The following is a 13,484-nucleotide window of genomic DNA, read 5'->3' on the forward strand; positions in this document are numbered from 1 at the left end:
GGCTACTTCGACCGGTCATAGGCGGCTTGAGTGACTTCCAAATACTGCTCAATGCCCATTTTATTCAGCTCGGCAATATAATCGTCCCACTGGGACAGCGGACGGTTGCCAGTAATAAAGGCTACGGCGCTTTCATTCACGTAGTTATCGATTGCCGTTTTGCTGTTGGCGATTTGCTTCAGCTCTTCCGGCATATAGCTCAGCTTGACGATGACTTCTTCCGGAAAAGCCGGTACATACCCTTCTTCAAATGCAGGTCTCCAGTTGGGCAGTGCATCGTCTGCACCCTTCTTAAGATTGGATACTGTTTTCCCCAGCTCCAGCGAACGGTAACCGGGATTGGCATCGTTCCAGTGTTTATTTTGCGGGTTGTTCCAAATGGACGGATTCAGTTCAGCCACGGCTGCAGGCACTCCTTCCAATTCTTCAAACGGGCCGACATACCCGGCGACAACGGCTGGATCATCGCTCCAGTCGACGCCCTTCTCGCCGTAACGGCTGACGATAGACAGCTCAGGGTCTAGCATATAATCGCCGACCTTGAAGGCAAGCTCCGGATCCTTCGCGTCCTTGGTGATGAACCACAGCTGGGTTGGCAGCGAGGGACTGTACGGAGTCGCTGCCAGGCCGGAAGGACCTTTGACCGGGGGCAGCAGCGTCATTTTGTTATCCAGCTCCGGACCGAATGTACTGTAGCTGCCGGCCGTAACCACGCCAGCCATGCCGCCTGGCACGTTGATCAGCGCCTTCATCTGAGTTTCATCCTGGGTGAAGGACAAGGGCGAGAACAGGCCCTCTTTCACCAGCTTGTTCATATACTCCAGCCCTTCCTTCCATTCCGGCTGAGTGAACGCCGGGAAGATCCGGCCATCCTTCACATTCAAGTAGCTCTTGCCCGGATCGGCGTAAATAAAGGCATTCATCAGATAAACGCGCGGGTTCTGCGACCAGCCGTTCAGCGATCCGACAAAACCGACCTCGTCCTTCTTGCCGTTTCCGTTCGGGTCCTGCTCTACTAACGCTTTCAGAACATTATACAGATCATCTGTCGTTTTCGGCATTTCCAGCTTCAGCTTCTCCAGCCATTCACTGTTGATCCAGGCCCGGTTGGAGCCTTCATTCCATTTTAGCGGGGCGTATCTGGGCAGTGCGTATACCTTGCCATCAGGCAGCTTCATCGAGCTGCGGACGAATTCTTTATCTGGTATTTTATTGAAATTGACAGCAAGCTCCGGATTATTCAAATAATCGTCCTGGGAAATGAACACGCCCTTGGCAGCATAATCGAAGACCGTCGATTCATTCAAATAAATGTTGACGACATCCGGCAGTTCCGCTCCTGAGGAGACCATTAATGAAAGCTTGGTTAATGCTTCGTCCGCTTGGCTGGGCAGCTCCAGAAACTTCAGATCAACGTTCATCACCTCTTCCACAAGCTTCGTATAATGGTTCGTTTCATAGTCCTCTACATTCGGATTAGCCTGAACAGCAACTGTAATAACAGGACGTCCTCCCGCTCCGCTCTCGTTCGCCTGTGGTTTGTCTTGCGAGCAAGCCGAGAGCAGCGCTCCCAGCATAGGAAGAACTAGCAAACCTGCCGCTAGTGCCTTCCGTTCTTTACTGAACTGTTGGGTCAAATGGTATTCCTCCCTTTTGTGGCCGTGTGATCCACAATTATTTGTAATCGCTTACAGTTTGATTGTATTCGTCCTGTCTCCACCGTGAAAACCGTTACTTCTCCTATACACTGTCACCGGGTTAGATCAGAGGGGCTGGCAATTCTCCACCCATTGTCAGTCGGTAAGATTGCTCTGGTTTTCCCGCCAAACGGTCGGCGTTACACCATGCTTTTTAGAGAAAGCCCGATAGAATGTATTTTCGCTGCCAAAGCCGCACAGCTTCCAAATCCGGTTGTTGGCATAATCAGTGGTTAAAAGTAGTAGCTCCGCGTTCAGCAGCCGGATTTCTTCTATATATTTGCCCAAGCTTTTACCGGTCTGCTCCTTAACAAAGGAAAAGACATATTTCTCGGAAATCAGCAGCTCGCTGGCGATCCCGCCGGCAGAAAGGCCGGCATCTCCGTAATGCGCCCCGATATAATTTAAAATGTCAGACTTCAGTCTGTTGTTGTTGCTCTTCTTGTTGCCTATGACAATGTCGCATAAATCGAACGCGGTCCTCCGCAGGCGGTCCGCCAGCCGGATCATATCCTGCGACTGGTCGTAAGCCGGAATCGTCAGCGCTTGTCCACCCGGACTGCTCTTGTCTCCGCCGATCACCTTATGGGCGCTGAACACGGTCTGCCGTACAGAGAAAAAGATCTGCAGCTGCTCCTGCTCCGTTAGGGAGTAGTCAGCCAGAAGTCCAAGACAATCCTCCAAAATTTGCGATACCAGGCTGGTCTCGCCAGCGATCAGGGCGTCGTGCAGCTTCAGCAGCACGGCATTGTCGAAAGATGGACGAGTATCGGACTCATCCGAAGGAAGTTCAAATAAATACACTCCGCTGGCTACCTCGTTCTCATTAATACCCAGGGCGTATTTTGCTTGTTGATAAGCTGCCTTGGCCTGCTCCGGACCGGACATGATTTCGCTAACGCCGATGCTTACGGTCACTGCCAGCGGTGATTCGGCATTCAGCGACCGGATTAGCTCTGATAAGCGGACTTTGATATCCGAACGCCCTGCCGCATTGTCCTCCGGATCAAAAAACAGGATAAAAACCGTTTCGCTCGCATGAAAATTGAGTGCAAGCGGACGATGGCGCATGACGGCGTTAAACCGTTCCTCCAGCTCCAGTCCAATATTGTGCTGCACAGCCTTGAGTTCTGCGTACGGGCCGTCCACCTTGTACATGGCTTTCACCACACAAAACCGCTCGAAGGCGGAGCCGAAATAGCTTTCCGCTTCCTCCTTTTCCCGCTCCGTAAAGGCACCCAAGATGAGCATATGCTTGGCAATGGAATATTTAATGGAATCATGCAATGCTTCGATCCGTCCCTGCTGCTGCTCGCTCCGCGTATGAATCTCAGTAAAGGCGTTGTCTAGGTACTTGAATTCATTGCGGAGCGTAAAGCTCTGTTGGGTCGACTTCGCCGCCGTCTCTACCAGCTTCTTCAAAGCGTTCGTCTCCCTCATCGAAAAAAGGAAGGCCAGAAGCACGGTAAGTGCCATGCCCGCCACGACATAGAGTACTACAAGTTCGAGCAGGGAATTAACATTCTCCTCGAAGGCTCCCGCCGGGATGCCGACTACGACCTGAAGTCCCAGCCGTTCGCTTGAACGCGTAAGCAAGATATACTTTCCGCCCGAAACCTCAATTTCGGCAAGCGACTCCGCTCTTTCCAGCGGATCACCGGTTTCGTAATTATGGGAGAATAAAATACGGCCTTCGCTGCCCACAATGTAGACGAAATGGTCATCCGTCTGATTCTCATACAGCAGCTTGCCCACCAGATCCTCACGGTCCATGTCGATGGCCAGGACGCTTTTTTGTTCAATGGCATTGAAATAGGAATTGTTAATGACAGCCGTAATGCCGTCGAACGGCTTGCGGCTATAGTAGGAAGAGAATACCTCCTTGGCCGGAAATAGCTTCATAGTATAGTTCTCGCCGAACAGCCGCTCCTGCCACTCTTCTACTGATAGGTTTCCGTACCGGTAGTAACGGGCATAGACATCTTCATAGTCGTCAGATGAGATATAGTTGGAGATAAATACCGGATTGTCCTTGAAACGGATATATACATTGGAATACATATCCTGGGTCAGCGCCAGGCTTTTTAGTTTGCTCTGTAACACTTTGATGTCCATGTAGTATCCGCTGGATGGAACACCCTCCAGAAAAAACAAATGCATGAACGATTCCTCCTGGAGCAGCAGGCTGGTAATAGTTTGGGCCCGCAGCACCTGCTGCTCCATGGATTCCACGCCGTCCAGCAGCTTGGATTCGCTTTTATCCAGTGTCAGCTGCTTAGCCAGTGTATAGGATTTGAAATACAGCGGAATGATCATAAGCACGAGAATGACCAGTATCAGTCCGTATTTTATAAAGCGTTTGCCGAAAATCAACAAGGACGTATGTCTCTTTATAAACTGAGTTATCATGATGTGCCCCCCTGTAATCGCTTACAATAAAGGTAAAGGAGAACGTATCAAAGTGAAACCTCCAATTTCTGATATGCTCTGTCATGGAGTACGATAAGCCACTCTCATCCTCCCGATACCCCCTATCGTAAAGCAGTTATAAAAATAGGCCAACCAGAAATCTCTGGCTGACCTAAGAATACGAGACCTGCTAAATTAAATTTTTAAAATATCACTATTATAACCATTCAATGTTGTATCACATTCAATGCTTTTCGGAATCCGAGTAAAAGTCCAGCTACCATGGGAGTAGATAGTGGGAGGAAAAGAATTGCATAAACAGGACCCCATTGCAAATAACCTTCAATGTTTACGGTCTCATACCCTCTTGTTTCACCACTAACAATAATCGCACCTGCTGTACCCATTATTAACACGTTTATAAGAGCAATAATCGTACATAACATTATAAATTTGGCGCCTTTAAATTGGATACGGTGGAATTGAAAACCGGATATCGCAAAAGACAAAGATAATGGAACACATAACGTTAAGAAAAACCATAACCAGCCATCACTTCCTGCTCCTCCTGCAATACCGTTTCCGAAAATAGCTATAAGGAAACCAATAACCAGGCTGGCACAGAAACCATATAATAATCCTACAATCAGTGTTTTAATCCGCATCACTATTCTCCTTAAAAATGTATTTGAATTTTAGGGTATTTTCAAATTAGCTTTATTTTACCATATAAAAGCTGTTGCATTTACATTGATCTCCATTGGAGGAGCAAGGCTATAGTGTGTCTGCTTATTGAATAAGTGTAGTGCTACCGGCGTTGCGTTATCAACTCGCTTCCAAATCCCATGGCATGGAAATCCATCATGTTTACCAGTTACTGTGACGGTCCCGTCTTTTTTAACTTTTACATTGTATTCCCAATCAATATCAGGTGCAAAATTAACAAGCGGATTGGCAGCCGCGCCTCGCAAGTAGATATTTGCTTCAGTTGCACTTATAGTATAAGAATGACTCATGTCATTCGAATGTGTCTGCCCACTGGTATACTTAACGACTTGACCTGTGGCTGATAATACTTCTTTTGACCGGGTTGGTCCGACATCTTTAAAAACCTTCACCGTGTTAGCCCCAAAATCAACGGCAATATGATGACACATTTTGAACTTGGAATTATCATCTAAGGTGAAGTAGTTAAATCCACGGTTATTCCCTTCGAAATAAAGAGTGGTAACCCCATTAGCGCCGTACCCGTACAAATACCAGGCGTCATCAATAAATGCAGTGGTTCGAACCTCAACAATGTTTGCCATCAAAATCATCCTCCAGATGATATTTTGAAGATGAATGATGGGACGAATCTCATAAGGGCCGTCCCTGCCTGTATGAGACTTACTCACTCTTCCTCATCTATAAGGTAAAATAGCAGGCATAATTAACAACCCTTTATAAAATGGCAGGCGTTTTTAATCATACTTTAAGAGGTGAACGGGGAGTAAAATTGGATCAAAGCTCATGATGTCTCCAGTTGATTTAATACATGAAAAAAAGCGGGCAACGCCATTTATCACGGCGTTGTCCGCTTTCTTTATCCTTAGCTCGAGTGCTGAGTATCTCCATGAAATAACTAAAGCTTAGCGAGGTTCATTTTCGGCGGGATATATCCGAGCTGCCTGCCCATTTTTACAATTTGTCCTCTATGATGAAATTCGTGGGTGATGGTGTGCGTAAATAACCATAATTCGGTTAACTCAACACTGTCACTCTGCCAGGGTGCTGATTTGGTAGGGTCCCATTTGATTTTAAAGTCAGTTAGAAATTCATAAACCAGTTCATCCGTGTTCTTAAACAATTCACGCATTTGCTCTATATTGTCAATAGACTCCACCCTTAGTTTGGGAAGTGATTTACCAAGGGCGCGAATCCCTAACCATACCCGATAACAATCGGCTACATGAGCATGCAGACTGCGAATAGAAGCTCCGCCAAAGGCTTCTATTTCTTTCACATAATCTGCCGGGGACATCGTTTCGCAATAACGAAATAATGACTCCCTTGTGCGTTGGATCATTTCATACTGACCTTTGAATACATCCATCTTCTCGCTCTCCTTTTGATTCTACTCACACAACGAACCTCCTGAATAGAGACTTTAGATATCTATAATAACTATTATACTTCGTTACGTCAAGGAGTTACGTTGCGAAGCCCTTCTCAGTAGTTTGTTCAAACATATGCCTCCACAGGATCAACGCGCCGCGATTCGGCCATATTCGCAACTGCCCGGTACAGATTCGGCGGATATTCAGCGATCCGGTGGCATAAGTACAAGTACCACTCATGGCCGTAGGTTAAATATATCTGTACCGGATAACCGGCTGATTTCAGCCTGCTGCCAAGCTCCGGCCGGATGCCGTACAGCATCTCCAGCTTCGCGCCATGCTCCGTCAATAGACCCCGCTGTATCGCTTCCTCTATGATGCGCTCATCATGCGTAGCAACTGAAACCCGGTGTCCGTCTCCGAGCGCCTGCCTCACTAGCTGCAGATATCGCTCATTCAGCGATTCGGATCGGGATATCGCGACTTCAGCCGACTCCTGATAGGCGCCTTTCACGATTCGTATCCGGCCTGGCGAAGCGGACAGCGCGGCCAAATCATCCGGCGTCCGATATAAATGCGCCTGCAGTGTAATGCCGATATTCGGATACCTGGACGCGGCCCGCTTGTATACCTCAAGGATCTGCTCTGTCTTAGCGGACTCTTCCATGCTGATGAACAGCTCTAATTCCGTTCCCAGCGCCCGTTCCGTTAATTTGACTAAGTTCATATAAGCAAGCTCGGGTTCCGGCAATAGTCCTATATGCGACAAATCGAAGGATACGCGGGCGGATGTCCCCTGCCCACCGAGATCATCGATTAGCGCTGTTAATTCCAGAGTGGCCGTCTCGCATTCCTCTGTATTTACCGTATTCTCGCCAATGTCATAGCCTTTGGCAGTAAGCCTCTGCCCCGCTTCAAGCCCGTCTTTACGGGAGTCGCCTGTTACATGTAAAGCAGCCTTTTTCAGAAGCTCGTATAGCAATGGCGATTGCTCCACATAAGCCTTGATATCCATTCGTCTGGCGACCGACTTTAATGCGTCTGCCGCTTGCTGTTCCCAGTCTTTGTTATCATGCATATTACGTTTCCCCCTTCTGCAAGTAGTTCAAGTGTACTTGCACAGAAGGATGTAATCTTGTAAAAAATTGCTCTTCTAAATCGACATCGCATATTGCCTGGGCGTTGCCCCTACAATTTTCGAGAAAGCCTTGGTAAAATGGCTTTGGTCATAATAACCTGCCTCTGCCGCGATATCAACGATAGGACGTTGCTTCGCCAGCTGGATTTTGGTAGGCTAGATCGTCCGCCGTACAGTGCTTCCCCTCCAGAAAGGGAAGCGCTTCATCCCGGTAAAACGTAACTTCAGGCATGACTACAGTTCCTTCGTCATAAATTTACTATTCGGATCCGGGATATAATCTGCAAATGGCTCACAATACCTGAAGCCGAAATCTTCATACAGCTTGCGTGCGGGGATGAATGAATCCATGGAGCCAGTCTCCAGACTGATCCGTTTGTACCCGCGGCTTATGGCTTCTTCAATAATATGAGCAAGAATTTTTCTGGCTACACCTTTGCGCAAATGCCTTTTAGCGGTCCGCATCGATTTGAGCTCAGCATGTTCTTTGTCCAATTCCTTGATCGCCCCGCAGCCCAGAAGCTCTTCATCCTCCCAAGCGCACCAGAAGGTAATTTCCGGCTGCTTCAACCCGTCCAGATTAAGGGCATGAATGCTCTCTGGCGGAGAGTCCTCTGCCATTCCTTGCAGATGTTCTGCAATTAATCCAATCACCTGTGCTCCACTTAAATCATCTACAAGAATCTTCACTGCAACCACTCCTAGTTAATATTAAGTATGAATTATACCTGTTAATCTTCTGTATTTCATATTACTCTCATGGCAGGTTTTCTGACAACATCTAAAATAAAAAAGCCGCTAAATAAGCGGCTTCAATGGGACTATATATGCTCAACCTTACCACTCCGCAATGCTGCCGTCGCGGTGCCGCCATACCGGATTTCTCCAGCGGTGGCCGTCCTCCGCCATTTTCCGCACATACTCCTCGTTCACAGTAATGCCAAGGCCCGGTCCGGAAGGAATGTGGACATGCCCGTCACTGTAGGCAAAGACGGACGGATCAGTGATATAATCCAGCAGGTCATTTCCCTGATTATAATGGATGCCCAGGCTTTGTTCTTGAATGACTGCATTGTAAGACGTTGCATCCACCTGAAGACAGGCGGCCAGGGCGATCGGCCCAAGCGGGCAATGCGGAGCGACTGCGACATCGAATGCCTCTGCCATGGCAAATATTTTCTTGCATTCCGTGATCCCTCCTGCATGGGACAGGTCGGGCTGAATAATGTCAACCACCCCGTCCTTCAGCAGATTTTTGAATTCCCAGCGCGAGTACATACGCTCACCCGTGGCGATCGGAGTGCTGGTATGATGTGCGATCTCCCGCAGAACTTCGTTGTTCTCCGGCAGCACCGGCTCTTCTATGAACATCAGGCGGTAGGGGTCCAGCTCTCTGGCCAGTCCGCGTGCCATTGGTTTGTGAAGCCGTCCGTGAAAATCAACAGCAATCCCGAATTCCGGCCCGCAGGCCTCCCTAATGGCGGCGACCCGCTCCACGATAGCATAAATCTTGTCATGGGTATCAATGAACTGCATCTCTTCCGAGGCATTCATCTTAATCGCCGTGAACCCGGCAGCCTTCTTCTCCAGCGCCGCCTTGACAACATCGATGGGGCGGTCTCCGCCTACCCAGGAGTACACCCGCATCGAATTGCGGCAAGCGCCGCCCAGCAGCTGGTATACAGGCGCATTGTAGATTTTCCCCTTAATATCCCATAACGCCTGATCGATCCCCGCTATCGCACTCATCAGAATAGCCCCGCCGCGATAGAATCCTCCCCGGTACATAAGCTGCCATAGATCTTCAATCCGCTGGGGGTCCTGCCCAATCACATAATCCATCAGCTCTTCCACTGCGGCCTGCACCGTATGCGCCTTGCCTTCGACCACTGGCTCCCCCCAGCCGGATATCCCTTCATCGGTTTCAATCTTCAGAAACAGCCAGCGGGGAGGAACGATAAAGGTCTCGAATCCGGTTATTTTCATGGTTTTTTTGCTCCTTTGGTGTTGTTCATTCTGGCCTTGCGGACTTCCTCGGCGAATTGGCGGGCCGTCTCTGTGATCTTCCCATAATCCTCCTGCTCCACCGCTTCCCGGTCAACGAGAGCGCTTCCAAGACCGACGGCAACGGCTCCGGCGGCAATGAAGGCTCCTGCATTCGCAAGGGTCACGCCTCCTGTCGGCATCATCTGGATGTGGCCAAGGGGCCCCTGCAGTTCCTTGATGTAGGAGGCACCGAGTGAACCGCCCGGGAATACCTTAAGCAGGTCTGCACCCGCTTCATGTCCTCTGACCACTTCGGTCGGTGTCATTACACCTGGAATCGAGATTCGCCCGTGCTGTAAGGTCAGTTCTACAATCGCCTCATTCAGATTGGGGGAGAAAATAAAATCGGCTCCAGCCGCGATTGCCTGCTCGGCCTGCGCCAGCTTCAGTACGGTACCCGCGCCCACCAGCAGGCGATCTCCGTATTTCGCCTTCATGTCCGCGATCAGTCGGTATACTTCCGGGCTATCGGCTGTAATCTCCAGCGCTCCGACCCCGCCGTCTGCCAGTGCCGCAGCAATGTGCTCCACCCGTTCAGGTGCTGGCCTGCGAATAACGGCAACCAGCCCGGAGGTTATCAGCTGCTCAATCTGTCTATCTTTGTCCATGTCCTTCCTCCTCCTCGGGAATGCCCTCACTTACCGGATAATATCCTCCATGCCGGTTCCCCCGGCCAAGAGAAGTTCCACATCCCCCCTGGCCGGGAGACCTTCAACGTCGCCGCTTACCCCGACAACAATGGAACCGACAGCATTGCCGCGCCGCACAGCAGAAGGCAGCTCCTCTCCCTGGAGCAAACCGCTTATAAAGCCTGCGGCAAAACCGTCTCCGGCACCCATCGGATCAATGAGTCTCTTCACGGGAAACCCGGGGTCAGTTCCAGAGATTCGTCCGTTACTGTAATAAGCCCCGTCCGCGCCGAGCTTGATAACGGCAGCGCCGGCACCGGCTTTCTGCAACCGGTCTGCGATCTCTGTAGGGTCACTACATCCTGTCAGGAACTGTCCCTCTTCCATACCGGGGAGCACGTAGTCGGCAAGAGCCGCGATTTCGTTAAGAACACGATAAGCCTCTTCTCTGTTCCACAGCTTCCAGCGGATATTGGGATCAAATACAATGGTTGTACCGTGTTTTTTGGCCGCTTCGAGGGCCCGAAAGGTTAATCTCCTGCACTCATGGCTAAGCGCCGGAGTAATACCCGTAACATGCAGGATGCGGGCACCTCCAACATAAGCCTCATTAAGCTCCTCCGCTTGCATCAGGCTGGCCGCCGATTGTTTGCGGTAGTAGTACACCTGTATTTGGTCCGGGGATATTTGTTCTTTGAAGAACACTCCCGTCGGCGCTTCATCTGTAACCCTGACTTCGGAAGTATCAACGCCATGTCCTCTGACGAACTGCCTGATATACCGTCCAAATGGATCATTTCCGAGCTTGCTGAACCAGCCTGTGGTATGCCCCATTCGGGCAAGTCCAATGGCCACATTGGTCTCAGCTCCTGCAACATGCTTGTGAAAACCATTCACATACTCCAGGGGAACCATCCGGTCCGGTGCCAGTAGTACCATGGTTTCCCCAAAGGTTACGACCTCCATTGCCCCTCCTCCTTCTGCTGTTTCACTAATTGAGTCCCCTCGTAATGATCGTATCTTTAACATGATATTTCGATATAGATATGATCTTTACGGTATGATCATATTATCTTGCTCTTCGCTAGTCAATACTAAATCAATACTCAGACGTATCTGTTTATTGTCACGAAGCGCTTATGCTAGAATGAATGTATTCTAAATCAAAGGGACGGCTAACCATGAAACAGAATAAACAAACCGCGTTTCAAGCTACAATAGAGCTTATGAAGCAGAAAATTATAGGTGGGGAATGGGCTCCGGGAGACCGGCTCCCTACTCTTCAGCAGCTGGCTGTTGATTTCTCTGTTAGTGTCACTACAGTACGTGAGGCGCTGCGGATATTAGAGAGTCAGGGGAATGTCAGCATTGAGCACGGGCGCGGGATGTATGTGCGGAATGATCCGCTGCTGCTGGATGATCCGGCGGTCGCTTTAGAGGAATTAGACAACATTTCGATCGTGGATCTGCTGGAAGCTAGACTGCTCATTGAGCCTGAACTTGCCGCTTTAGCCGCGCAGCGGGCCGATGAGGATCAGATCCGCCGGCTGCGGGTACTGGCAGATCGTATGGTGCAGCAAATGGAGGAAGGCGGCTCCTTCTTCGAGACCGACCTTGCCTTCCATCAGTTAATCGCCGAAGGGGCAGCCAATCCTGTGGTGGCGCGGATGCTCCATTCGATTCTTCCCTTGCTGGCCGAAGGACGCAAGCAGACCAATACGCTGCCCAATATGCGGACCAAGGCTTCCAATTACCATGTTCTGATCGCCATTGCCATTGAGGAGCGGCAAAGCGAAACAGCACGGCAGCTAATGGAAAGCCATATTCAGAGTATGCTGACTACCCTTAAGCAGTAGTTATCAAAGTAAATAAGAAGCAGTATGTCCCGTTCCCCTAAAAGAAAAAGACCTGTGCGGGGCACGGGTCTTTTTCGTCTTTACTAACACAGTTCAATCACTAACAGGTTGTGTCTAGTAGTTGGTTCTGTTCAAATGCTGACTCCACCTTGAATTATACAGTTTCGATCTTGAGCCGGCTAAACTCCACTGTGCCCTGGCTAACGAAAACGGCAAGTTTACCATGTTGAATATCGTACATTCTGGCACTCAGCGCCACTTCCCCACCGACATAAATCTCGCAAATTGTACGATCGATAAACACCTTCAGCTCATACTCCTGATCCGGCATCAGCTTGAGTGGACGTTCCAGTTCCACATCGTAAGGAAAGGTTTTGCCCCCCTCCTCCGTTTGCATTATCGGTCCACGAAAGGTAATCCGGCTTCGTTCGGGTTCCAGCGTGATATAGTAGGCAATATCCAGACCCTTATCTGCCCTTAGCATGATCCCCAGACCCTGAGTCGTCTCCGAGAAACGAACGGTTGCAGAAATTTTGCACAAGTCAGGCAGCTCCTCCTGTGAGATACAACCTGCAAAGGCATACGGAGATTCGCAGAGCAGCACATCGTCCGTGATCGACCAATCTCCGATGATTCCCTCAAACTTCGCAGGTACCTGTTCAGCAAAAGCAGAGTTAACCGTTTCCGGAACCTTCACGCTTAATGTCCCGTCCGGACGTTGAATAATTTCATGCACAACCATATTGCCGCCCCAATCCCAGGTGTCGTAATCTTTGCCTGGAGCTTTGGGCGGGTTCCAGCCGAACAGGTCGTCATCCTTCGTTGGATTCCAGCCGAATAGATAACGCTTCTGCCCATCCGATACCGACTTGGCCGCATAATAAGCCCGTCCATCAAATGCTTCTTCCTGCGGTGTAATCCACGGTCCATTCAAGGAACGGCTCATTCGGTAAAAGGTGCCAAAACGCCCTGTATACGAAGAGTAGATCAGGTACCACCAGTCTCCCATCCGGAACAGGTCAGGGCATTCATGCGCTCCCACATGCAGCTTCGGTGCATAGAGCGGTTCCCGGTACTCCCAATGCTTGAGATCTTTGGACGACAGCAGACCGGTACAGCCTTTACGGTTAGTCGGTCCTTTGGCCAGAGCGGCGATCAGCATCCAATATTGCCCTTCTTCTTCATTCCAGAACACAAAGGGATCACGCCAGTCCGCCAGCTCATAAATTTCGCCGTCCGGACCAAAAGTGTCTTCAGGAATCGGCTCCCATGTTCGCAGATCCTTGCTGATGGCATGGCAGGCAAACTGTTTTCCATCAGGAAAAATACAGTAAAACATATGATAGATATCTTCCACTTTGAGAATATGACCGGTCCCGCCTTCGATTTTGCAGGCTCCTTCTTCCCGGTAATTCACGAAATCTTTCGTGCCAAGAAGATGCCAGCCCTGATCAAAACCTTCGCGATAATTGTCTCTCCACCCGTGCAGATAAAACAGTTTAAACTCTCCATCTTCATAGTAAGGAATTACATCCCCCATCCAAGCGTTGTCTGGACGATAAAAAAATTCTTTCATTAATAATTCCTCCCTCTTCCTTAAGTATGATGAT

Annotated in this window: 13 protein-coding genes; 1 reads left to right on the forward strand and 12 read right to left on the reverse strand. The window is 49.6% G+C overall.

Annotated elements, in window-relative coordinates; all coding sequences use genetic code 11:
• Nucleotides 1-2: 2 nt before the first annotated feature.
• The 11 genes from J2Z70_RS14565 to J2Z70_RS14615 form a co-directional block, all read right to left on the reverse strand.
• The gene (locus J2Z70_RS14565) at nt 3-1,637 is read right to left on the reverse strand and encodes a type 2 periplasmic-binding domain-containing protein (protein ID WP_209874102.1); all 1,635 of its coding nucleotides are present in this window, start codon (nt 1,635-1,637) and stop codon (nt 3-5) included.
• A 156-nt stretch (nt 1,638-1,793) separates the two neighbouring features.
• Complete coding sequence (locus tag J2Z70_RS14570) at nt 1,794-4,106, reverse strand: helix-turn-helix domain-containing protein (protein ID WP_209874105.1); 2,313 nt, start codon at nt 4,104-4,106, stop codon at nt 1,794-1,796.
• A 227-nt stretch (nt 4,107-4,333) separates the two neighbouring features.
• Nucleotides 4,334-4,771, reverse strand: a complete 438-nt coding sequence (locus J2Z70_RS14575; RefSeq protein WP_209874108.1) for a hypothetical protein — start codon at nt 4,769-4,771, stop codon at nt 4,334-4,336.
• A gap of 57 nt (nt 4,772-4,828) precedes the next feature.
• Nucleotides 4,829-5,416 (reverse strand): DUF3238 domain-containing protein, encoded by a 588-nt coding sequence (locus J2Z70_RS14580; protein ID WP_209874111.1) that lies wholly within the window; start codon nt 5,414-5,416, stop codon nt 4,829-4,831.
• Between the two features lie 314 nt (nt 5,417-5,730).
• Nucleotides 5,731-6,201, reverse strand: a complete 471-nt coding sequence (locus J2Z70_RS14585) for a DinB family protein (protein WP_209874114.1) — start codon at nt 6,199-6,201, stop codon at nt 5,731-5,733.
• Between the two features lie 128 nt (nt 6,202-6,329).
• Complete coding sequence (locus tag J2Z70_RS14590) at nt 6,330-7,283, reverse strand: proline dehydrogenase family protein (RefSeq protein ID WP_209874117.1); 954 nt, start codon at nt 7,281-7,283, stop codon at nt 6,330-6,332.
• Between the two features lie 75 nt (nt 7,284-7,358).
• Nucleotides 7,359-7,490, reverse strand: a complete 132-nt coding sequence (locus tag J2Z70_RS14595; RefSeq protein ID WP_209874225.1) for a helix-turn-helix domain-containing protein — start codon at nt 7,488-7,490, stop codon at nt 7,359-7,361.
• 87 nt (nt 7,491-7,577) lie between these two features.
• On the reverse strand, nt 7,578-8,033 hold the full coding sequence (locus tag J2Z70_RS14600; protein ID WP_209874120.1) for a GNAT family N-acetyltransferase: 456 nt from the start codon (nt 8,031-8,033) through the stop codon (nt 7,578-7,580).
• Nucleotides 8,034-8,180: 147 nt separating this feature from the next.
• Nucleotides 8,181-9,329 carry a galactonate dehydratase gene (gene dgoD / locus J2Z70_RS14605; protein WP_209874123.1) on the reverse strand — a complete coding sequence of 383 codons (1,149 nt, stop codon included), beginning with the start codon at nt 9,327-9,329 and terminating at the stop codon, nt 8,181-8,183.
• Nucleotides 9,326-9,997: a bifunctional 4-hydroxy-2-oxoglutarate aldolase/2-dehydro-3-deoxy-phosphogluconate aldolase gene (locus J2Z70_RS14610; protein ID WP_209874126.1), complete on the reverse strand. Its 672-nt coding sequence runs from the start codon at nt 9,995-9,997 to the stop codon at nt 9,326-9,328. The genes dgoD and J2Z70_RS14610 overlap by 4 nt, the downstream gene beginning before the upstream one ends.
• Nucleotides 9,998-10,027: 30 nt before the next feature.
• Nucleotides 10,028-10,984, reverse strand: a complete 957-nt coding sequence (locus tag J2Z70_RS14615) for a sugar kinase (protein WP_209874129.1) — start codon at nt 10,982-10,984, stop codon at nt 10,028-10,030.
• Between the two features lie 260 nt (nt 10,985-11,244).
• Between J2Z70_RS14615 and J2Z70_RS14620 the strand changes: the two genes are divergently transcribed.
• The gene (locus tag J2Z70_RS14620) at nt 11,245-11,874 is read left to right on the forward strand and encodes a FadR/GntR family transcriptional regulator (RefSeq protein WP_209874132.1); all 630 of its coding nucleotides are present in this window, start codon (nt 11,245-11,247) and stop codon (nt 11,872-11,874) included.
• Between the two features lie 154 nt (nt 11,875-12,028).
• Here the strand turns inward: J2Z70_RS14620 and J2Z70_RS14625 are convergent, their stop codons facing one another.
• Nucleotides 12,029-13,450 (reverse strand): glycoside hydrolase family 32 protein, encoded by a 1,422-nt coding sequence (locus J2Z70_RS14625; protein WP_209874135.1) that lies wholly within the window; start codon nt 13,448-13,450, stop codon nt 12,029-12,031.
• Between the last annotated feature and the right edge of the window lie 34 nt (nt 13,451-13,484).

The organism is Paenibacillus silagei (assembly GCF_017874735.1).
Lineage (GTDB): Bacteria > Bacillota > Bacilli > Paenibacillales > Paenibacillaceae > Paenibacillus_AQ > Paenibacillus_AQ silagei.